The following is a 20470-nucleotide window of genomic DNA, read 5'->3' as shown; positions in this document are numbered from 1 at the left end:
TACAATTGCCGGAAATCCAATAACGACGGAGACTGCAATTGCGCGCGCGCCTTACTGCCAGCCTGCTGGCCTTGCCAGCCCTGCTCGGGCTCCTGGCCCTGTTTCCCGCTTCCTGTTTCGCCGCCGAAATCGACGGCCGCCTGCTGACGGCCTGGTGGGGCATTCCCTTCGCCGGGCTGCTGCTCTGCATCGCGCTGTGCCCCCTGTTTACGCCGGCGTTGTGGCATCACCACTTCGGCAAGATCGCCCTCGGCTGGGCGCTGGCCTTCCTGCTGCCCTGCGCCGCCTTCTTCGGCGCCGGCACGGCGGTGGGCGGTGCCGCCCACGCCTTTCTGGCCGAATACCTTCCATTCATCATCCTTCTGACCGCGCTGTTCGTGGTGGCGGGCGGCATCTGCGTGCAAGGCAACCTCCACGGCACGCCCGCGCTCAACACCGCCATTCTGGCCATCGGCACGGTGCTCGCCAGCTTCATGGGAACGACCGGCGCCTCGATGCTCATGATTCGCCCCATGATCCGCGCCAACGACGACCGCAAGCACGTGGTGCACGTCATCGTGTTCTTCATCTTCCTCGTCTCAAACGCCGGCGGCTCCCTCACGCCGCTGGGCGATCCGCCGCTCTTCCTTGGCTTCCTCAAGGGCGTGGACTTCGGCTGGACCATTCGCAATATCTTCCCCGAGACGCTGTTCCTGTGCGCGGCGCTGCTGGTCATCTTCTTCCTGCTCGACCAGCATTTCTACGGCAAGGAGGATGAGCGCCTGGCGCAGGACCCAACGCCCGACACCCGGCTGAGCTTCACCGGCAAGATCAACTTCGCCTTGCTGGCCGTAATCGTCGGGCTGGTGCTCATGAGCGGCGTGTGGAAGCCGGGCATCGCCTTCCATGTCGCCGGCGTGGAAGTCGAGCTGCAAAACCTGGTGCGCGACCTTCTCCTTCTGGTGGTGATCGGCGTCTCGATGGCCGCCACCCCGGCTGCCGCGAGGAAGGGCAACGAATTCTCCTGGGGGCCGATCCAGGAAGTCGGCAAGCTGTTCGCGGGCATCTTCATCACCATCATTCCCGTGATCGCCATGCTGCGCGCCGGCGAGGCGGGCGCCTTCGCACCCGTCGTGCGCGCGGTCACGGACAGCGCCGGCCAACCGGTCAATGCCATGTATTTCTGGGCATCGGGCTTCTTGTCATCCTTCCTGGATAACGCGCCGACCTACCTCGTGTTCTTCAATACGGCGGGCGGCGATCCGGCGGTGCTCATGACCCGCCTGGGCGAGACGCTGGCCGCCATTTCCTGCGGCTCGGTATTCATGGGCGCCAACAGCTACATCGGCAACGCGCCCAACATGATGGTCAAGTCGATCGCCGAGGAACGCGGCATCCGCATGCCCAGCTTCTTCGGCTACATGGCATGGTCCGGCGCGGTCCTCGTTCCCTTGTTTATACTGATGACCTTCATCTTCTTCCGGTGACCGTCATGAGCAAGCCCCGCATCTTCATCACCCGCAGCATCTTTCCCGAGGTCATCGAAAGGCTGCGCGGCCATTTCGAGGTCGAGTGCAATCCTTCCGACGAGGTCATGGCGCCGCAGGAACTGGCCGCCGCGCTGCGGGACAAGCAGGGTGTGTACTGCACGCCGACCGAAAGGATGTCGGCGGAAATCATCGCCGCCTGTCCCGACCTGAAGGCCATCTGCAACATGGCGGTGGGCCACAACAACATCGACCTCGACGCCGCCACGCGCGCCGGCATCATGGTCACCAACACGCCGGACGTGCTCAACGAAACCACCGCCGACTTCGCCTGGGCGCTGCTGCTGGCCACGGCGCGCCGGGTCACCGAATCCGAGCACTGGCTGCGGGCCGGCAAGTGGGACAAGTGGCGCATCGACACGCTGCTGGGCGTGGACGTGCATGGAAGCACGCTGGGCATCATCGGCATGGGCCGCATCGGGCAGGCGATCGCACGCCGCTCCATGGGTTTCGACATGCAGGTGATCTACCATAACCGCTCCCGGCTCTCGCCCGAACTGGAAGCGAAGGCCAACCAGGCGCGGCTTGTCGGCAAGGAAGAACTCCTGCGCAGCGCGGACCATGTCATCCTGACCTTGCCCTACACCGCGGAATCGCACCACACCATCGGCGCCGCCGAGCTCGCGCTGATGAAGCCGACCGCCACGCTGGTCAACATTGCCCGCGGCGGCATCGTCGATGACGCCGCGCTGATCGATGCCCTGCATGCCGGACGCATCGCCGGCGCGGGCATCGACGTGTTCGAGAACGAGCCGCGGTTCCATCCCGGCTTCCTCGGGCTGTCGAACGTCGTGCTCACGCCGCACCTCGGCAGCGCGTCGGCGCCCACCCGCAAGGCGATGGCCAACTGCGCCGCCGACAACCTCATCGCCGCGTTGACGGCGGGCACGCCGCCGAATATCCTTAACCCACAAGTTCAGAAAAAGGGTTGAGCATGGCGGACATCAGCATCAAGCAGAAGCACAAGCTGTCGCAAAAGAAGGCCAAGGATGCTGCGCAACAGGTCGCCGACCAGATGGCTGAGGAATACGAGATGACGTCCGACTGGGACGGCGACGTGCTCTATTTCCGCCGCAGCGGCGTTTCCGGCTCGCTCACCCTGGGCGAGCAGGTCGCCCACCTCGAGATTTCCCTCGGCTTCCTGCTCAAGGCCTTCGCGCCCACCATCGAGGAAAAAGTGACCTCGAAAATGAAAAAGGTCTTCAGCGCCAAGGCGTGAAGACCAATCGGCCGGGAATGCGCGCAGGGCCCGGTCAGCCCTTCAGTTCGGTGATGAGGTCGATGTATTGCTGCATCGCCTCTTCCTTCCCCGTGCCCTTGAGTCCGTCCCAGGCGTCGAACTTGGCGCGGCCGACCATGTCGGTGAACCCCGGGCGCTTGCCCTCCACATCGCCTTCGGTTGCCTGCTTGAACAGGGCGTAAATCTTCAGCAGGGTCATGTTGTCCGGCCTTTCCGGCAGGTTCTTGGAATCGGCGACCGCCTGGTCGAACTGGGCTTGCAGGCTCATGCATTTCTCCTAGATCAAATTGGTACGCTGTGATAGTGTCCTTATCGGTGCAGGCGCCGGTCCGCCGTCGCGATCGCCCTGACCATGCCGCGAAAATAACATACAACCCGCGGGCAAAAAAGAAATGCGCTAGAGGAGGTTCTCGATGTTGTCTTCAATCCTGTCATCGCCGCGCCGGGAGCGCATGTCCACCGTCGACAACGCCTGGCTGCGCATGGATTCCGACGGCAACCTGATGATTATCGTGGGCGTGCAGCTGTTCGCCACGCCGGTCGATCCGCAACGCTTCCGGGACACCTTCGAATCGCGCCTCCTGCGCCACAGCCGCTTCCGCAGCAAGGTGGCGAAGGACATGACCGGCGCCGCCTGGTGGCTGGAAGTCGAACCCGACATGGATTACCACATCGTCCATGCCCGTCTGGAGGACCGCCGGCCCGACAACAAGGCCGACCTGGAGCGCCTCGTCGGAGACCTCTCCGCCACGCCGCTCGATCCCGAGCAGCCGCTGTGGCAGATCCACCTGGTGGACAACTGCATGGGCGCCGACGGCAGGACCAGGCAAGCCGCCATCATCCGCATCCACCACTGCATCGCCGATGGCATGGCGCTGGTCGGACTGCTGCTGTCGATGTACGACCAGTCGTCCGATGCGCGCAGGCCGGCGGAAGGCGAGGCGCCCGTCCCGCCGGCGATGGACGACGACAACCCCTGGCTCGACCTGTTCCGCCCGATTACCAAGACCACCATCGGCGCCATCAACATGTCCGCCAGCCTGTGGACCAAGTACGTCTGGATGCTGGCCGATGCCGACAAGCTGGCCGAGCGCATGGCAAAGATGGGATTGGTGGCGGGGCGCTTCACGACGGACGCGGTCAAGCTGGTGGCCATGGGCGACGACACGCGCACCCGCCTCAAGGGCAAGCCCCGCGGCGCCAAGCACGTGGCCTGGAGCGAGCCGCTGCCGCTCGATGAGATCAAGGCCATCGGCCGGGCGGTCGGCGCGTCGGTGAACGACGTCCTGATGTCCTGCGTGGCCGGCGCGATCGGTTCCTACCTGCGGCAGCAGGACGAGGTGGGGGAGGACGCGGAGCTGCGGGCGATGGTGCCGGTCAACCTGCGCAAGCCGGGCCGCGAGCAGAAGCTGGGCAATGCCTTCGGCCTCGTGCCGCTGGTGCTGCCGATCGGCGTCGAGGATCCGATGGCGAGGCTGCTCGAAGTGCGCCGCCGCATGGATGAACTCAAGGGCGGCTACCAGGCGATCGTGGCGATGGCGGTGCTCGGCGTGCTCGGCGCCACGCCGCGCCAGATGCAGAATGAAATCCAGAATTACTTCGCGCGCAAGGCGACGGCGGTGATGAGCAACGTGCCCGGTCCGCAGGCGCCGCTCTACCTGGCGGGAAGCCGGCTGGACCAGATGATGTTCTGGGTGCCGCAATCCGGCGACATCGGCGTCGGCGTCTCCATCCTGAGCTACAACGGCGGGGTGCAGTTCGGGCTGGTGATCGACGGTGCCATCGCCTCCGATCCGCACGACATCATCCGCCGCTTCCAGCCGGAATTCGAGAAGCTGGTACTGATGACCTTGATGGCAGAGTGGGCCTGACGGCTTACCAGGCGGCTTACTCGACGACTTTCTCGACCACGGCGCCGCCGACGGTGGCGGCACCCTTCACTACGGTGGTGGCTGCGCCCACCGCGACCGAGCCGGCGGTCACGCCGACGCTGACGGCGGTGCTGGCCACCGAGACCGCTGCGGACGCGACGGTGACCGCGGTGCAGCCGGCGAGGTTGACGGAAACGACTGCCGCAATGGCAGCGAGAAGGAATTGTCGATAAGGCATGGGAGGGCGGATCCGGTTGGTTCGCTTTCGCTTGCATCGGCGAAACGTCGGACCGAGGATACCCCGGTTACCCATTTCCCTCCAGGAAATTTACATCCCTTTCCCATGCCTTGCCGATGTGGCAAAGCCGCGCATCCGGCGGACCGGCGCCGGGTCCGGCATTCGCCGCCGATGCCGCTTCAGGCGGCTAGGGATGGCATCAGACGCCGAGCAATTCCACCTCGAAGATCAGCGTGGCGTTCGGCGGAATGACGCCGCCGGCGCCGCGCGCGCCATAGCCCAGCGCGGCGGGAATGGTCAGCCGGCGCACGCCGCCCACCTTCATCCCTTGCACGCCTTCATCCCAGCCCTTGATGACGTGGCCGGCGCCGAGCGGAAATTCGAAGGGGTCGTTGCGGTCCTTGCTCGAATCGAACTTGCGGCCGGCCGATCCGTCGGAATTCTGCAGCCAGCCGGTGTAATGCACGGTCACGTGATTGCCGGCGCGCGCTTCCTCGCCGGAACCCACCGTCAGGTCGTCGTATTGCAAGCCGGATTCGGTCGTGGTGGACATGGCATTTCCTTTGTCAAAGATGAAACCGGAAATTCTACCAGTGTTGGGCGATCGGCTTTGGCGGGGAGGGGGAGGAGCAGGGCAATGCCGCCGCTACGGCCCCTACAGCCGCTCCACCTGCTGCGCCCGCACCACCAGTTCGATCTGTTCGAAGCGCCTCTCCAGCGCGGCGCGGTAATCCGCCCACCAGGCACGGTCCAGGTCCTCGCTCATTACTTCATATACCAGCACGTCGTCGCGCATGGTCCGGCCATCCTCCTCCTGCCAAAGGCCGGACGCGGGCGCGCGGGTATAGGCGGTCAGGCCGCCGAAGCGATCGAGCAGTTCCTGGCGCGTGCGGTCGAAGCGCTCGCGCGGCATGGGCGTGCCATCGTTCCCGAATGCGGGCAATAAGATCTGGACGAGATGCATTGAGGTTTCCCGAAAATGAACCAGTCCCGGCGCGGGTCAACGGGCGGCGGCCGGCGTTCGTTGATGCCATGGGCATCGCGCGGCGCGGGCACCTGCCGTCGCCGCGGGACACGATGTCCAAAGAATATGCCACTCTGAAAACCTTCCCGGCGCCGGTCATGTTAGTCCTGCAAGGCTAGCGAAAAATTCTGTTGCCGCTGCCTGAAAAACGGGCAGGTTTGCGCCGCCGCAACGTGGCGGCAGAGTAGAATAGTGCCTCGCCATTTTCCATCCAAGTTGGTGCTCATGCTTCGTCGTCTCGGATTACTTCTGTCTCTTCTGTCAACCATGATCGCCGCTTCCGCGGCGCATGCGAACGTGGTCGTCGTGCTCAACTCGCGCGATGCCAGCGTGACCTTGCTGGATCAGTCCACGTACCAGGAGATCGGCACCATCCCGGTCGGCAAGGAGCCGCACCACCTGATGCCTACGCCGGACAGCAAGTCGCTCATCGTCGCGAGCGCGATCAGCAACGAACTCTATTTCCTCGACCCGAAGACGGGGCAGGTGCAGAGCCGCATCAAGGACATCACCGATCCCTACCAGATCGGCTTCTCGCCCGACCAGAAATGGTTCGTCGCCAATGCGCTGCGCCTCGACCATGTCGACATCTACCGCTACGACGGCCGCGACCTGAAGCTCGCCAAGCGCCTGCCGCTCGCCAAGCTGCCCAGCCACATGGCCTTCACCTCCGACAGCAAGACGGTCTTCATCACCCAGCAGGGCAGCGACCAGATCAGCGCCATCGACCTCGAGACCCAGCAGGTCAAGTGGACCATGCCGGTCGGGAAGCTCCCCGCCGGCATCGCGATCACGCCCGACGACAAGTACCTGCTGGTCGGCATCATGGGCAGCGACTACGTGGAAGTCATCGACTGGCGCACCCAGAAGACGGTCAAGAAGATCAAGGCCGGCGAGGGCACGCACAACTTCCGCGCGATGGGCGACAAGCGCCATCTGTTCGTCTCCAACCGTATCTCCAACACCATCAACATCATCGACCAGCAGACCCTGGAGAACGTCGGCACCATCAACGTGCCGGGCGGCCCCGACTGCATGGAACTGACCGATGACGGCAAGACCCTCTGGGCCACGCTGCGCTGGATCAAGAAGGTCGCGGTGATCGATGTCGCGAGCAAGAAGGTCATCAAGATGATCCCCGTGGGCCGCTCGCCGCACGGCGTCTACTTCGCCAACCACGCTCCGCGCATGTGATGAAACGGCCCGCCGCCGCTTCCATCATCCCTGCCGCCGCCTTGCTCGCCTGCGCGGCGGGCCTCGCATGCCTGCCTGCCCTGGCAGCCCAGCCGAGCTGCAAGGGCACGATCTACCTCACCTTCGATACCGGGAGCCAGTCGCAGGCCGAGTACATCGCCGAGACGCTCAACAGGCACAAGATCAAGGCCACATTCTTCCTCGCCAACGAAAAGACGGTAAAGGGCGATTACTCGCTCGATCCGTCGTGGTCGGCGTTCTGGAAGGCGCGCGTTGCCGAGGGGCATGCCTTCGGCACGCATACCTTCGACCACGTCTATGTCCAGCGCGACCTGCCGGACGGACGGATCGAGATGAAGCCGCAGTTCGGCGACCACGCCGGCAAGAAGCTGGCATGGACGCCGAAGCAGGTGTGCGATGAACTCAACCGCGTGGCGACGCGCTTCAACGAGCTGACCGGCGCCAGGCTCGATCCGTTCTGGCGCGCGCCCGGCGGCAAGCTGACACCCGGCCTGCTCGCCGCCGGCAAGTCCTGCGGCTACCGGCATGCCGGCTGGTCGCCCGCCGGCTTCTCGGGCGACGAGTTGCCGAGCGAAACCTGGCCGAATGATAAACTGCTTGCCCGGGCGCTGGGCGGCCTGAAGGATGGCGACATCTTCCTTGCCCACCTCGGCATCTGGTCGCGCAAGGATCCCTGGGCGCCCGCGGTGCTGGAACCACTGATCGACGGACTGGAAAAGAAGGGCTTTTGCTTTGCAACCCTGCGCGAGCATCCGGTGCTTGGCGCGAAGTGACCTGACCATGCCGCGCCCGCGGCAAGTGCAACGATGACCATGATTCAAACTTTGGTGAATGTGTTTGGCGACGCCCAGGGCTGGCTCTTCGAAGCCGTGGTCCAGCCGGTGCTGTTCCATGCCGGCCTTGGCGACCTCGCCGAGGAAGCCTTCACCGGCACCGAATGGTTCCTGCTCGGCATCGTCGAGCTGGTCCTGCTGTACGCCATCCTGCGGCCGCTCGAAGCCTGGATCCCGGCGCAGGCCAATCTCGATCCCCGGGCCAGGCGCGACGATTTCATCTACACCTGCATCCACCGGCTCGGCGCCTTCACGGTGCTGGTGTTCTTCCTGCTCGATCCGTTGTTCACCGCCGTCGCCTCCGAGCTGCACCTGCATGGCGTGACGCATTTCAACCTCGAGGAGCTCTGGCCCGGCGTGACCGACAATCCGCTGGTGTCGTTCTTCATCTACCTCGTCGTCCTCGATTTCTTCGATTACTGGTATCACCGCGCCGAGCACCACTTCAACTGGTGGTGGGGCCTGCACAGCCTGCATCACAGCCAGCAGCACATGAACCTCTGGTCGGACAACCGCAACCACCTGCTGGACGACGTCATCCGCGATGCCTTCATGGCGGTCATCGCCCTGGTGATCGGCGTCGAGCCCGCGCAATACGTGCTGCTGGTCATGGCCTCGCGCATGCTGCAGAGCCTGCAGCACGCCAACGTGCGCATCCATTTCGGCCGCATCGGCGAGCGCGTGCTGGTGTCGCCGCGCTACCACCGCCTGCACCACGCCATCGGCATCGGCCACGAGTCCAAGGGCCGCGGCACGCTGGGCGGCCACAATTTCGCGGTGCTGTTCCCGGCCTGGGACATCCTGTTCAAGACCGCGCATTTCGGCACGAGCTTCGAAGCCACCGGCGTGCGCGACCAGCTTGCCACTGCCCGCAGCCCCGGCCGCGACTATGGCAAGGGCTTCTGGCGCCAGCAGTGGCTCGGCCTCAAGCGCATGGTCGAGTTTTCCAGGAAGCCGGGTTGATCCGCGACGTCCTCATCGCGCTTGGGCGCGCCGTCGTGTCACAGCTGCATTTCCGCATGTTGCTGTTGACCGTGCTGCCCTTCGCCGCCTCGGTGCTGCTGTGGGGCGTGCTGCTCTACCTCGGCCTGCAGCCGACCATCGACTGGCTGCATGCCTATTTCGCCGACAACGGCGGCTTCCGCGTCGCCGGCGCGGTGCTGGACTGGGTCGGGCTGGGCAACTGGCATACCGTGGTCGTGCCGCTGATCGCCATGTGGGTGCTGCTGCCCCTCATGATCCTCACCGCGCTGGTTTTCGTCGGCACCATGGCCATGCCCGCCATCGTGCGCCACGTCGGCGGCCGGCAATATCCCGATCTCGACAAGCGCCGCGGCGGCACGCTGTTCGGCAGCCTGTGGACGGCGATCTGGTCGTTCTTCGTATTCGCCGTTCTCTGGCTGCTGACCCTGCCGCTCAGCCTCTTCCCGCCGCTCACCTTCCTCATCCAGCCGGTGCTGTGGGGCTGGCTCACCTATCACGTGATGGCCTACGACGCGCTCGCCGAGCATGCCAGCGCCGACGAGTACCGCGCCTTCATGCGCGAGCATCGCTGGCCGCTGCTGCTCATCGGCACCCTGACCGGCGCCATGGGCGCGGCCCCCACCTTGCTCTGGCTGGGCGGCGCGCTGTCGGTGATCTTCTTCCCCTTCCTCGCCGCGGGCGCGATCTGGCTCTACGTGCTGGTGTTCGTGTTCACCGGCCTCTGGTTCGAGCATTACTGCCTGGCCGCCCTGAGACAGGACAGGGCAAAGGTACGCGCGGTCGACGTGCGCTAAAACCGGTTGCCGTCCGCTGCGGCATAATGGCCCTTTTGTTCACGGCGGGCTTCCATGGCAATCGGACTCATCATCATCGGCGACGAGATTCTCTCCGGGAAACGTGCCGACAAGCATTTCTCCAAGGTCGTCAAGATCCTCGGCGCGCGCGGCCTGCAGATCGCCTGGGCGCAGTATGTCGGCGACGACCGCGAACGCATCACCGACGCGCTGCGGCGTTCCCTGGTCTCCGGAGACATGGTGTTTTCCTGCGGCGGCATCGGCGCCACGCCCGACGACCATACCCGCCAGTGCGCCGCCATGGCGCTGGGCGTGCCCCTGGCCTTGCATCCGGAAGCGCGGGAACGCATCCGCGAACGCATCGCAGACACGGCGCGCGACGCCGGCGTGGAGCCTGACTTCGATGCGCCCGACAACCTGCACCGCCTGAAGATGGGCGAGTTTCCCGAGGGCGCCTCCATCATCCCCAATCCCTTCAACAAGATTCCCGGCTTCGCCATCCGCGCCGGCGCCGAGGATGGCCACTACTTCGTCCCCGGCTTCCCGGTGATGGCCTGGCCGATGATCGAATGGGTTCTCGATACCCATTACGCGCACTTGTTCCGCACGACGCCGCGCGCCGAAAAGTCGGTGCTGGTGTACGAGACCGCGGAGTCGACCATCACGCCCCTGATGGAGCAGCTTGAGACCGCCTATCCCGGTATCAAGGTATTCAGCCTGCCCAGCGTGGGCGATGCGCAGACGCGGCGGCACATCGAACTGGGCGTGAAAGGCGAACCCGCGCAGGTCGAGGAGGCCTACGCCGCCATGTGCGCCGGCCTCGACGTGCTCAATGCCGAATACGTGCCGGCAACGCCGGCCGGGCAGCCGCGCTAGGCAGGCCATGCTCCCGGGCATGGCGCCTGCCGGGGTTGTTGAAGTTTGATCCAGATCATTCAGGCCCGGCGGCGCAATCCGTAAGGTGCTCTTATCTTTCCAGCTTCCCCGGAAGCGATAGGAGCATGCCATGAACATGTCGCTCCAGTTCCTCGGCGCGAGCGGCACCGTCACCGGATCACGTTACCTCGTCGAGGCGGGCACATCGCGCATGCTCGTCGACTGCGGCTTGTTCCAGGGGTACAAGCAGCTCAGGCTGAGAAACTGGGCGCCGTTTCCCGTGCCGCCGGAATCGCTTCATGCCGTGCTGCTCACCCACGCTCACCTCGATCATAGCGGCTACCTGCCGCGCCTGTGCCACGAGGGATTTTCCGGCCGGGTCCATGCCACGGAAGCCAGCTGCGATCTGTGCCGCATCCTGCTGCCCGACAGCGCACGCCTGCTCGAAGATGAGGCGTCCTATGCCAACCGCCACGGCTTTTCGAAGCATGCGCCGGCCTTGCCCCTGTATTCCGAAGCCGACGCCGCCCGCTGCCTGGAGCATTTCTCCTGCGTCGACTGGGACACGGCGCTGGACCTCGCGCCCGGCCTGCAAGCGACCTTCCGGCCGGCCGGTCACATCCTTGGCGCGAGTTCCATCGCCCTGAACCATGCCGGCAAGACGCTCGTCTTTTCCGGCGACATCGGGCGGCAGCGCGACATCCTCATGAAGCCGCCCGCGCGCCATGACCATGCGGACTACCTCGTGATCGAATCCACCTACGGCAACCGCCTGCACGCCCCGGACGACGACGGCGAGGCGCTGGGACGCATCATCCGCGAGACCGCGGCACGCGGCGGCGTGGTGGTGATCCCGGCATTCGCGGTCGGCCGTGTCCAGGCCTTGCTCTACCAGATTCACCTGCTGAAGGAGAGGGCCGCGATTCCTCCCAGCCTGCCGGTGTACCTCAACAGCCCGATGGCCATCGACGTGACCGAGCTGTACCGCAGGCACCGGCGCCTGCACCGGCTGACGCCGGAACAATGCAAGGCCATGTGCCACGTGGCGAAGAACGTCAATTCCGTCGAGGAATCGATCGCCCTGAACCGGCCCGGCATGCCGAAGGTGATCATCGCCGGCAGCGGCATGGCGACCGGGGGCCGCGTCCTGCATCACCTGAAAGCCTTCGCGCCCGATCCCCGCAGCACGATCCTGTTCGCCGGCTTCCAGGCCGGCGGCACGCGCGGCGCCGCCATGCTGGGCGGCGCAACCGAGATCAAGATCCATGGAGAACTCGTGCGGGTACGCGCGAAAGTCGCCTGCCTGGACAACTACTCGGCGCATGCGGACCAGGAAGAGATACTCGAGTGGCTCGGCGGATTCCGCGAGCCGCCGCGGACCACCTTCATCACGCATGGCGAGCCGGAGGCGGCGGATGTCCTGCGGAAGCGGATCGAGGACAAGCTGGGGTGGCGGTGCCATGTGCCGGAGCAGTTGGAGAGGGTAATGCTCGGGTGAGGCGGGGAATGACAGGGGTAGTCGGGTTTGCCAAAGGCAGTCGCACCACTACCGGCAATCCCCACGGAGTGGAAACAGCAACCGGTTCACCGGAGAAAAACCGAAGAGAAAACCAACAGGACGCCCATGCCCCAACCCCCCAACCACCAAGGCCTCTCCGCAGCCGAAGCCGCGCGCCGGCTAGCCGCCGCCGGCCCCAACACCCTGCCGGAAGACCAGGGCCATCTCGCCGCGGTGCTGCTCGACGCGGTGCGCGAGCCGATGTTCATCCTCCTGGTCATGGCGGCACTGCTTTACCTGCTGCTGGGCGACTGGCACGAGGGCCTGATCCTGCTGTTCATGGTGTGCATCACCGTCGGCCTGACGCTCTACCAGGAAGGCAGGTCGGAGAAGGCGCTGGCCGCGCTGCGCAAGCTGGGAAGCCCGCCGGCGAAGGTCAGGCGCGGTGGCGAGGTCGTCAGCATCCCGGCATCGGAAGTGGTCGCGGGCGACGTGCTGGTATTGAGCGAAGGCGCGCGCATCGTGGCCGACGGCGTGCTGCTGGAGGCGAGCAACCTCGAGGTGGATGAATCGCTGCTGACAGGCGAAGCCCAGCCCGTGCGCAAGCAGGCCGGCGACGCGGATGCGCAGGAAGGCAGGGGAGAAGCAAGGATCTGGTCGGGCACGCTGGTGACCGCGGGCGACGGCCTGGCGCAGGTCCTGGCGACCGGCACCAAGAGCGAGATCGGCCAGATCGGACAATCGCTGAAAGACCTCACGCCCGCGCGCTCGGCCTTGCAGCGGCAGACCAGTCGCTTCGTTCGCCTGACGGCGGTGGCGGCCGTGCTGCTCAGCCTGCTGGTGGCGCTGGCGCATTTCCTGACCCGGGGCGATCTGGTGCAGGCGCTGCTGGCCGGCATTGCCACCGCCATGTCGCTGCTGCCGGAAGAATTTGCCGTCATCCTCGCGGTGTTTCCGGCCATCGGTGCGTGGCGGCTTGCCCGGCGGCAGGTGCTCACCCGGAGGCTGTCCGCCATCGAGTCGCTCGGCGCCGTCTCCGTCCTGTGCACCGACAAGACGGGCACGTTGACGGAAAACCGCATGAAGGTGGTCCGCGTGGAACCGGAGGCCGGTGCGCAAGGCTCGCAGGGTCTGCATGGTTTGCATGGCGGCGACCCGGCACGCCGGGAGATCGCCCTGGCGGCGCGGGCGGCGTGCAAGTCCCGCCCCGTCGATCCGATGGAGATCGCCATCCTGCAGCTTGCCGGCGAGGTGGACGGGTCGGGGGACGCATTGGAGAATGGCACGGAACCCGGCCGCCGCGTCAGGGAATATCCGCTGTCGTCTGACTTGCGCGCCACCACGCATGTCTGGCAATCCAGCGATGGGGGAATGACCGTGTCGGCCAAGGGCGCGCCGGAATCCATCCTGTCGATGTGCGGCATCACCGGCGCGCGCCGGGACGCCATCCTGGAGCAGGTCGGCGCGCTAGCGTCGGATGGGCTACGGGTGCTCGCGGTCGCGGCAGGCACATGGCAGGACGACGCGCTCCCGGAACGGCAGGATGGATTCGCGCTGCAGTATCTCGGCCTGCTGGCGCTTGCCGATCCCCTGCGGCCGGAAATCCCCGCCGCCGTCGCGGAGTGCGGCAGGGCGGGCATCCGCATCGTGCTGATCACGGGCGATTTTCCCGCGACCGCGCTGGCGAACGCGCGCCTGGCCGGCATCGACAGCAAGGGCGTGACGAGCGGCGACGACATCGATGCCATGGACGACGAGGCGCTGGCGCGGCGGCTCGATCCCGCGCTGGGCAACCTGGTATTCGCGCGCATTCTGCCGCGCCAGAAACTGCGCATCGTGCAAGCGCTCAAGAAAGCCGGCGAGACGGTCGCCATGACGGGGGACGGGATCAACGATGCGCTCGCCCTGAAGGCGGCCGACGTCGGCATCGCGATGGGCGGCCGCGGCACCGACGTCGCCCGCGAAGCCTCGGCCATTGTGCTGCTCGATGACAACTTCGCCTCCATCGTGCAGGGCATCCGCTTGGGCCGCCGCATCTTCGACAACATGCGCCGCGCCATGCGCTTCGTCATTGCCGTGCACGTGGCGATCGCCGGCATGGCCTTGCTGCCGCTCTGGCTGGGCTGGCCGATGCTGCTGCTGCCCCTGCACATCGCGTTCCTCGAACTGATCATCGACCCCGCCTGCGCGATCGCGTTCGAGAGCGAAGGCGAGGCCGAGGACATCATGCGGCGGCCGCCACGCAAGCCGAACGACCTGCTGCTCGGGGCGCGGACCGTCGGCACCGCCCTGCTGCAAGGAAGCGCCGCCCTGCTGGTGGTCCTGGCCAGCTATGCCTGGGCCCTGGCGGAGATGCCGGAGGCCGCTGCGCGCGGCGCGGCATTCGCGGTGCTGGTAGTGGCCAACGTGTCGCTGATCTTCGCCAATCTCGCGCGCCGGCCGCTGTCACGGCGCGGCACGGAGGAAGCAAATCTCGCGCCGGTCGTGGTGGCGGCAGCGGCAGCGATCATGCTGATGGCGGTCCTCTACGTGCCGGCGGTGTCGTCCTCCTTCGCCTTCGCGCCGCTGTCCTTGCGCGAAGCGGCCGCCGCGCTGGCGCTCGGCGCCTCCACCTACCTGCTGTTCCGCCTCGTCGAAAAGGGCGCCAGGTCGGTAACTGGCTGAAGCGCATTGAAGCGGACCGCAGCAAGCAACCCGCGCCGGCGTCAGGACAGGTCGAGCCGCATCGAGGTCGTGCCGTCTTCCGGCGATGGCGCAATGACGAAGCCCAGCCTTCTCGCCATGCCCAGCACGCGGGCGTTTTCATTGAGGGCTTCGCCGACGATGCGCCGGGTGCCGCGCTCGCGGCAATAGTCGATCAGCCTGGTCATGAGCACCTGCCCGAGGCCGTGTCCCTTCAGGTCCGAGCGCACGGTGACCGCGAACTCCGCGGAAACGTTATCCGGATCGGCAACCACGCGCGCGACGCCCAGCGTTTCCCATCGTCCGGCCGGCGTGCGGCGCGTCGCGATGAACGCCATCTCGCGGTCGTAGTCGATCTGGGTGAAGCGGGCGATCTGTGCGGGCTGCAACTCGCGCAGGCGGATGAACATGCGCAGCCTGACGTCCTCCGGGTCGAGGGCATTGAAGAATGCCACGTGCGCAGTGCCATCCTCGGGACGGATCGGGCGCAGCAGGACGTCCTCGCCCTGCCATTGAATCCATCGTTCCAATTCGGCCGGATAGGGACGGATGGCCAGGCGATCCAGGGAAGCGGGCGCGGCCGGCGCGACCCGGATGCGGGCATCGAGCGCAACTACCCCGTCCGCGTCCGCGAACAGGGGATTGATGTCGAGTTCCTGCAACTGTGGCAGGTCGACCACCATGTCCGACACCTGCATCAAGGTCTTGCAGATCGCTTCCACGTCCGCCGCGCGCCGGTTGCGGTAGGCGCCAAGCAGGCGCGAGACGCGGGTGCGCGATATCAGTTCGCCGGCGAGCACCCGGTTCAGCGGCGGCAGGGCGATGGCGCGGTCGGCGCTGACCTCCACCGCGATGCCGCCCTGGCCGAACAGGATGACTGGTCCGAACACCGCGTCCGTCGCCACGCCGATGATGATTTCCCGGCCCTCCGGCCGCCGCGCCATGGCCTGCACGGTAAAGCCGGCAAGCCGCGCGCCGGGGAAGGACGCCTGCAGGCGGGCGCGCATCTTTTCCGCGGCATCGCGCACCGCGTCGGCGCTGTCGAGGTCGAGCACCACGCCGCCGACGTCCGACTTGTGCGAGATGTCGGGCGACAGGATCTTCAGCGCCACCGGAAAGCCGATGTCCGTCGCGGTGCGCGCCGCTTCCGCCGGGGTTTCCACGGTGCGCGTCTCGACCACCGGGATGCCATAGGCCGACAGCACCTGTTTCGATTCCCATTCCGACAGCATGGAGCGTCCTTCGCGCAGCGCGCCGTCGATGACCGCGCGCGCCGACGCCCTGTCTTCCCGCACGGGCGCGGACGAAGCCGCCGGCACTTCCATCAGCAGCTTCTGGTTGCGCTGGTAGCGCACCATCTGCATGAAGCCGTCGATGGCCTTCTCGGGCGTGTCGTAGGTCGGCGCGCCGGCGGCGGCGAAGGTCTTGCGTGCCTGCGCCACGGCGTCGCCGCCGAGCCAGCAGGACAGGATGTTGCAACGCGCCTCCCTGACCATCGTTTCCAGGGCGGCGGCGATCTCTTCGCTGGGCACGATGGCGGTGGGCGCATGCAGGAACAGCACCGCGTCGATGCCGCGGTCCGCCAGCAGGATGCGCAGCGTCTCGGCGTAACGCTCGGGCGGCGCATCGCCGATGATGTCGACCGGGTTGCCCCGCGACCAGTTGGCCGGCAGGGCCGCGTCCAGCGCCGCCATGGTGTCCGCCGACAACGTTGCCAGCTTGCCGCCCGAGGCGATCAGCGTATCGGTCGCCATGACGCCCGGACCGCCGCCGTTGGTCATGATGGCGAGGCGCTCGCCATGCAGGGGCCGCAATCTCGCGAGGGTTTCCACGGCGTCGAACAATTCCTCGGTGGAGTTCACGCGCAGCATGCCGGCGCGCCGGATCGCGGCATCGTAGACCTCGTCCGATCCCGCCAGCGCGCCGGTGTGCGAGGTGGCGGCTTTCGCGCCCTCGGCCACGCGCCCCGCCTTGATCACCAGGGTAGGCTTGCCGCGCGCGGCTGCGCGGGAGGCCGACATGAATTTCCGCGCCGCGGTGACGCCTTCCACGTACAGCAGGATGGCATGCGTTTCCGGATCGGTTGCGAGGTAATCGATGATGTCGCCGAAGTCGACGTCCGCGCCATCTCCCAGCGAGATGAAGCGGGAAAACCCGATGCCGCGCGCCCGCGCCCAGTCCAGCACGCCGGTCACCATCGCGCCTGACTGCGAGACGAAGGCGATCCGTCCCGGCAAGGCGCTGACATGGGCGAAGCTGGCATTGAGGCCGATGGAAGGCGAGAGCATGCCGACGCAGTTCGGGCCGAGGATGCGCAGCAGGTAAGGCTGCGCGGCGGCGAGCATGCGGTCCTTGATCGTGCGGCCGGACCGGTCCCTTTCGCCGGATAGCCCCGCCGTCAGGACGATCGCCGCCCGCGTTCCCTTCGCGCCGAGTTCGTCGATCAGTTGCGGCACGGTGGCCGCGGGCGTGCAGATCACGGCGAGGTCGGGAACGATGGGCAGGGAGGCGACGTCGGGATAGGCGGGCAGGCCGCACAGCTCGCGGTGTTTCGGGTTCACCGGCAGGATGGGCCCGGCGAAGCCGCCCTGGATGACGTTGCCCAGCACGGTGGCGCCGACGCTGCGGGGGCGGTCCGTGGCGCCGATGACGGCGATCGAGCTAGGATGAAATAGGTATTGGAGATGTCGAACCGTCATGGAGGGTAAAGGGGAAATGATGCGTCGCTAGTCAGGTAGAGCGTGTGGCTGGGCTTCCTCTGTCATTCCCGCCTTCGCGGGAATGACAGAGACTTCCAAGGCAACCTGGCCAGCCAGGAACTTCGGTACACCGTCTCAATGCGCCATCAGCACCGGCACCGTCATCGACTGGAAAATCGTCCGCGTCGTGCCGCCCAGCATGATTTCCTTTAGCCGCGCATGGCCGTAGCCGCCCATGACGATCATGTCATTGCCGCGGTCCATGGCGAGCGAGAGCAGGCAGTTCGCGACGTCGATCGGCGATTCTTCGCGCAGCACCTCGGCCTTGACGCCGTGCCTGGCAAGGAACAGGGCAATGTCGTCGCCCGGCTGGTCTCCATGCAGGCCCGGATCCTTGTCGGAGTTGATGACCACCACATCGGTGCGTTCCGCCGATTGCAGCAGGGGCAGCGCGCCGCGCACCGCGCGGGAGGCGTTGGCGCCGCCGTCCCAGGCCACCAGCGGCCGGCGGCCGGCGGAGGTGATGTCCCCGGCGAAGGGAACGATCAGCACCGGGGCGCCGGATTCGAGCATGACGGACTCGGGGAAATCCGCGAGCGTCATGCGGTCGGCATCGTCCGGATCGAACTGCGAGATCACGGCCAGGTCGCTGTAGCGCGCCCGCAGGCTCATGCCGCCGGAAGGCTCGTCGCTGAACAGCGTGGCTTCGTAGGACAGGGGCTGGAAGGTGTCGGCGATCGCCCGGAAGGCGTCGAGCGCCTGCTCCGCCCGGGAGCGCGCGAGGCGATCGAGATGGGCGAGGGTCTCGACGAGGTAGGGATCGGCGTGGCCCGCTGCCGCCACCGGGTAGGCGAAGCGGGAAATGCCCGTCATCGCCGCGCCGACGAGGTGGGCGCCATGCCTTGCCGCGATGTCCGCCGCGAGGCGCATGCGGCAGCTGGCATGGGGTGAGGGATCCACGTGGACGAGCACGGTCTTGTAGGTCATGGCAGCCTCCTTGGCGGTGGAGCGGGTCGGCGGGCGTCGGCGGCGTGTCAGGAAACGCGCTATGACGCCCTTGCGACCAGCTTAGGGACCGGGGGAGGTATTTCCTTGATCTGAGTCAAAATTCGCCGGACTCGGCCCCTGGCTCATGCTTTCCGGACTTCATCCAGCAGGCCCTGGCGGCGGATGAAATCCACCACCTTGTCCACGCCGTCCCCCTTGCGCAGGTTGGTGAACACGAAAGGCTTGTCGCCGCGCATGCGCTCCGCATCGCTTGCCATGATGTCGAGGTTGGCCCCGACGTAGGGCGCGAGGTCGGTCTTGTTGATGATGAGCAGGTCGGAACGCGTGATGCCCGGCCCGCCCTTGCGCGGAATTTTTTCGCCGCCCGCCACGTCGATGACGTAGATCGTCAGGTCCGAAAGCTCCGGGCTGAAGGTGGCGGCGAGATTGTCGCCGCCCGATTCCACCAGGATCAGGTCGAGGTCAGGGAAGTCAGCGCTCATGCGGGCGATGGCCTCGAGGTTGATGGAAGCATCCTCGCGGATGGCGGTGTGCGGGCAGCCGCCGGTTTCCACGCCCATCAGGCGCTCCGCCGGCAGGGCGTCGGCCCGCAGCAGGATCTCCATGTCTTCCTTGGTGTAGATGTCGTTGGTGATGACCGCCATGTCGTAGCGTTCGCGCATGGCCTTGCACAGCATTTCGCATAGCGCCGTCTTGCCGGAGCCCACCGGGCCGCCGATGCCTACTCGCAGGGGATTGGATGTCGTCATGTTCAGGGTCGTGGTTATGATCGGTAGAGCCGGCTGTACTGGTCCTCGTGCTGCATCGACAGCAGGGACAGGCCAGGCGACCAGTTGGATAATTCGCGGTCTTCGAGCCGCATCGCCATTGCGCCAGCCGTTTCCAGGTCCGGGCGCAGCGACAGCAGCAGCCGCTGGCCGGCAACCTGGCCGAGCGGCACGGATTTCACGCAGACCAGCACCTGGTTCTCCGCCCAGGAAAACAGCATGCCGTGCAGGGCCGCTTCCGGCGGCACCGCGAGCGCCACGGCGGCAAACGCGAACGCCGTGGGCAGGGGCACCTCCGGCAGGGATTGCAGCAGGTTGCGCATCGCCAGCGCCTCCTCGCCGCCCAGCTTGAGCTCGACGGCAAGCTTGCCCAGCGAGAAGCCCATCTGTATGGTTTCAGCGCGGAACTCGGCCGTGTCGCGCGCGGCGATGAAGCGCTCGGTCCATGCCGCCACCGCGTCCGCGTCGCCTGCCGCAAAGGCTTGCATGAGGCGCCACAGCACCGGCGCCTCGAAGCGGGCAACGACATGATGCAAGGCATCCGCGATCCATTCCCGCGCGCCGGCTTCGTCGCGCACGATGCCTTTCTCGAGCGCCGCCTCAAGGCCCTGGGAATAGCTGTAGGCGCCGATCGGCAACGATGGGCTTGCGAGCTGGAGCAGGTGGAAGAGCGCGGCTGCCTGCATCTCAGTCCCGGTCGGACGGGCGGTGGATCTTTTGCCGCACCGGGATAGGGGCCAGGGGATGATGGTCATGCCCGTGCTGGTGGCCGCCGCCATAGGCGCCGGACTCCGGCTCGAAGGGCGCCTGCTCCTCCACCACGGCGGCGCCGAGCCCTTCCAGCATTTCCTTGAGCACCGGGTCGCGGCGGATCCGCAGGAAGGGCGCCGCCGCTTCCCCGCCGACTTGCGCCTGGGTATGCCGGTTGCCGAGGTGGAAGGCGCAGCGCAGGAGGTCCTTCGCCGACGGGCAGGTCACCCGGTAGGTCGCCTCCTTCGCCGCGCGTATCCGCACCACGCGGCCGTCGTCGCCCTTCAGCAGGTCGCCGTCGCGCAGCACCGTGCCGCGTACCGTGAATACCGCCACCTCTTCGCCGGAGTCGAGCTCGGCGCGCAGCCGGCTTTTCTCGCGCAGCTCGAAGGGCAATACCAGTTCTCCATCCACGCGCTCGGCGCGTTCGATCTTCGTATGCAATGTCAGCATGGGAAAGCGGTC

General features: G+C 66.5%; 20 protein-coding genes. 11 read left to right on the top strand and 9 right to left on the bottom strand.

Translation table 11 applies throughout. The annotated features are described in order from the left end of the window. Positions 1–32: 32 nt before the first annotated feature. The 3 genes from G3574_RS08790 to G3574_RS08780 are packed head-to-tail and all read left to right on the top strand — an operon-like array spanning position 33 to position 2745. Positions 33–1466, top strand: coding sequence for a sodium:proton antiporter (locus G3574_RS08790; protein ID WP_407941655.1), 1434 nt, complete (start codon positions 33–35; stop codon positions 1464–1466). A gap of 5 nt (positions 1467–1471) precedes the next feature. Further along, positions 1472–2458 carry a 2-hydroxyacid dehydrogenase gene (locus tag G3574_RS08785; RefSeq protein WP_163962110.1) on the top strand — a complete coding sequence of 329 codons (987 nt, stop codon included), beginning with the start codon at positions 1472–1474 and terminating at the stop codon, positions 2456–2458. Between the two features lie 2 nt (positions 2459–2460). After that, positions 2461–2745, top strand: coding sequence for a polyhydroxyalkanoic acid system family protein (locus G3574_RS08780; RefSeq protein ID WP_163962108.1), 285 nt, complete (start codon positions 2461–2463; stop codon positions 2743–2745). Between the two features lie 34 nt (positions 2746–2779). On the opposite strand, the gene G3574_RS08775 is transcribed toward G3574_RS08780, so the two are convergent. Further along, on the bottom strand, positions 2780–3034 hold the full coding sequence (locus G3574_RS08775) for an acyl-CoA-binding protein (RefSeq protein ID WP_163962106.1): 255 nt from the start codon (positions 3032–3034) through the stop codon (positions 2780–2782). A 145-nt stretch (positions 3035–3179) separates the two neighbouring features. Here G3574_RS08775 and G3574_RS08770 point away from each other — a divergent pair, with 145 nt between their 5' ends. Beyond that, positions 3180–4637, top strand: coding sequence for a wax ester/triacylglycerol synthase family O-acyltransferase (locus tag G3574_RS08770; protein ID WP_235953218.1), 1458 nt, complete (start codon positions 3180–3182; stop codon positions 4635–4637). A 16-nt stretch (positions 4638–4653) separates the two neighbouring features. On the opposite strand, the gene G3574_RS08765 is transcribed toward G3574_RS08770, so the two are convergent. The 3 genes from G3574_RS08765 to G3574_RS08755 all read right to left on the bottom strand — a co-directional run bounded on the left by G3574_RS08765 (position 4654) and on the right by G3574_RS08755 (position 5839). Further along, positions 4654–4875, bottom strand: coding sequence for a hypothetical protein (locus G3574_RS08765; RefSeq protein ID WP_163962104.1), 222 nt, complete (start codon positions 4873–4875; stop codon positions 4654–4656). 199 nt (positions 4876–5074) lie between these two features. Further along, positions 5075–5428: an FKBP-type peptidyl-prolyl cis-trans isomerase gene (locus tag G3574_RS08760; protein ID WP_163962102.1), complete on the bottom strand. Its 354-nt coding sequence runs from the start codon at positions 5426–5428 to the stop codon at positions 5075–5077. Between the two features lie 102 nt (positions 5429–5530). Then, positions 5531–5839, bottom strand: coding sequence for a hypothetical protein (locus G3574_RS08755; protein WP_163962100.1), 309 nt, complete (start codon positions 5837–5839; stop codon positions 5531–5533). 285 nt (positions 5840–6124) lie between these two features. Between G3574_RS08755 and G3574_RS08750 the strand changes: the two genes are divergently transcribed. From G3574_RS08750 to G3574_RS08720, 7 genes are all read left to right on the top strand, one after another. After that, the gene (locus G3574_RS08750) at positions 6125–7093 is read left to right on the top strand and encodes a YVTN family beta-propeller repeat protein (RefSeq protein WP_163962098.1); all 969 of its coding nucleotides are present in this window, start codon (positions 6125–6127) and stop codon (positions 7091–7093) included. Beyond that, positions 7093–7887: a polysaccharide deacetylase family protein gene (locus G3574_RS08745; protein WP_163962096.1), complete on the top strand. Its 795-nt coding sequence runs from the start codon at positions 7093–7095 to the stop codon at positions 7885–7887. Before G3574_RS08750 ends, G3574_RS08745 begins: the two co-directional genes overlap by 1 nt. Before the next feature lie 39 nt (positions 7888–7926). Further along, positions 7927–8910, top strand: a complete 984-nt coding sequence (locus tag G3574_RS08740) for a sterol desaturase family protein (protein WP_163962094.1) — start codon at positions 7927–7929, stop codon at positions 8908–8910. Next, complete coding sequence (locus tag G3574_RS08735) at positions 8910–9725, top strand: EI24 domain-containing protein (RefSeq protein ID WP_163962218.1); 816 nt, start codon at positions 8910–8912, stop codon at positions 9723–9725. Before G3574_RS08740 ends, G3574_RS08735 begins: the two co-directional genes overlap by 1 nt. A 54-nt stretch (positions 9726–9779) precedes the next feature. Further along, positions 9780–10601: a competence/damage-inducible protein A gene (locus G3574_RS08730; protein ID WP_163962092.1), complete on the top strand. Its 822-nt coding sequence runs from the start codon at positions 9780–9782 to the stop codon at positions 10599–10601. Positions 10602–10737: 136 nt separating this feature from the next. After that, positions 10738–12099, top strand: a complete 1362-nt coding sequence (locus tag G3574_RS08725) for an MBL fold metallo-hydrolase RNA specificity domain-containing protein (protein ID WP_163962215.1) — start codon at positions 10738–10740, stop codon at positions 12097–12099. Between the two features lie 126 nt (positions 12100–12225). Then, positions 12226–14763, top strand: coding sequence for a cation-translocating P-type ATPase (locus tag G3574_RS08720; RefSeq protein WP_163962090.1), 2538 nt, complete (start codon positions 12226–12228; stop codon positions 14761–14763). Positions 14764–14804: 41 nt separating this feature from the next. Here the strand turns inward: G3574_RS08720 and G3574_RS08715 are convergent, their stop codons facing one another. The 5 genes from G3574_RS08715 to ureE form a co-directional block, all read right to left on the bottom strand. Continuing rightward, complete coding sequence (locus G3574_RS08715) at positions 14805–17480, bottom strand: bifunctional acetate--CoA ligase family protein/GNAT family N-acetyltransferase (RefSeq protein WP_163962088.1); 2676 nt, start codon at positions 17478–17480, stop codon at positions 14805–14807. Positions 17481–17615: 135 nt separating this feature from the next. Next, a complete protein-coding gene (locus G3574_RS08710) occupies positions 17616–18467 on the bottom strand; it encodes a universal stress protein (RefSeq protein WP_163962086.1) in 852 nt (283 codons plus the stop codon). A 143-nt stretch (positions 18468–18610) separates the two neighbouring features. Beyond that, positions 18611–19237, bottom strand: coding sequence for an urease accessory protein UreG (gene ureG / locus G3574_RS08705; RefSeq protein WP_205609715.1), 627 nt, complete (start codon positions 19235–19237; stop codon positions 18611–18613). Between the two features lie 14 nt (positions 19238–19251). Next, positions 19252–19941, bottom strand: coding sequence for an urease accessory protein UreF (locus tag G3574_RS08700; protein WP_163962084.1), 690 nt, complete (start codon positions 19939–19941; stop codon positions 19252–19254). A 1-nt stretch (position 19942) separates the two neighbouring features. Then, a complete protein-coding gene (gene ureE / locus G3574_RS08695) occupies positions 19943–20458 on the bottom strand; it encodes an urease accessory protein UreE (RefSeq protein WP_163962082.1) in 516 nt (171 codons plus the stop codon). Positions 20459–20470: the final 12 nt, after the last annotated feature.

It is taken from the genome of Noviherbaspirillum galbum (assembly GCF_010974945.1).
In the GTDB taxonomy this organism is placed as follows: domain Bacteria; phylum Pseudomonadota; class Gammaproteobacteria; order Burkholderiales; family Burkholderiaceae_D; genus Noviherbaspirillum; species Noviherbaspirillum galbum.
The sequence above is the reverse complement of the archived record's forward strand: the minus strand, read 5'-3'. Positions and strand labels throughout refer to the sequence as shown.

Coding starts and splice junctions, on each gene's coding strand:
- G3574_RS08785 (WP_163962110.1), top strand. CDS start 1,472: ATGAGCAAGCCCCGCATCTTCATCACCCGCAGCATCTTTCCCGAGGTC.
- G3574_RS08780 (WP_163962108.1), top strand. CDS start 2,461: ATGGCGGACATCAGCATCAAGCAGAAGCACAAGCTGTCGCAAAAGAAG.
- G3574_RS08775 (WP_163962106.1), bottom strand. CDS start 3,034: ATGAGCCTGCAAGCCCAGTTCGACCAGGCGGTCGCCGATTCCAAGAAC.
- G3574_RS08770 (WP_235953218.1), top strand. CDS start 3,180: ATGTTGTCTTCAATCCTGTCATCGCCGCGCCGGGAGCGCATGTCCACC.
- G3574_RS08765 (WP_163962104.1), bottom strand. CDS start 4,875: ATGCCTTATCGACAATTCCTTCTCGCTGCCATTGCGGCAGTCGTTTCC.
- G3574_RS08760 (WP_163962102.1), bottom strand. CDS start 5,428: ATGTCCACCACGACCGAATCCGGCTTGCAATACGACGACCTGACGGTG.
- G3574_RS08755 (WP_163962100.1), bottom strand. CDS start 5,839: ATGCATCTCGTCCAGATCTTATTGCCCGCATTCGGGAACGATGGCACG.
- G3574_RS08750 (WP_163962098.1), top strand. CDS start 6,125: ATGCTTCGTCGTCTCGGATTACTTCTGTCTCTTCTGTCAACCATGATC.
- G3574_RS08745 (WP_163962096.1), top strand. CDS start 7,093: ATGAAACGGCCCGCCGCCGCTTCCATCATCCCTGCCGCCGCCTTGCTC.
- G3574_RS08740 (WP_163962094.1), top strand. CDS start 7,927: ATGATTCAAACTTTGGTGAATGTGTTTGGCGACGCCCAGGGCTGGCTC.
- G3574_RS08730 (WP_163962092.1), top strand. CDS start 9,780: ATGGCAATCGGACTCATCATCATCGGCGACGAGATTCTCTCCGGGAAA.
- G3574_RS08725 (WP_163962215.1), top strand. CDS start 10,738: ATGTCGCTCCAGTTCCTCGGCGCGAGCGGCACCGTCACCGGATCACGT.
- G3574_RS08720 (WP_163962090.1), top strand. CDS start 12,226: ATGCCCCAACCCCCCAACCACCAAGGCCTCTCCGCAGCCGAAGCCGCG.
- G3574_RS08715 (WP_163962088.1), bottom strand. CDS start 17,480: ATGACGGTTCGACATCTCCAATACCTATTTCATCCTAGCTCGATCGCC.
- G3574_RS08710 (WP_163962086.1), bottom strand. CDS start 18,467: ATGACCTACAAGACCGTGCTCGTCCACGTGGATCCCTCACCCCATGCC.
- ureG (WP_205609715.1), bottom strand. CDS start 19,237: ATGACGACATCCAATCCCCTGCGAGTAGGCATCGGCGGCCCGGTGGGC.
- G3574_RS08700 (WP_163962084.1), bottom strand. CDS start 19,941: ATGCAGGCAGCCGCGCTCTTCCACCTGCTCCAGCTCGCAAGCCCATCG.
- ureE (WP_163962082.1), bottom strand. CDS start 20,458: ATGCTGACATTGCATACGAAGATCGAACGCGCCGAGCGCGTGGATGGA.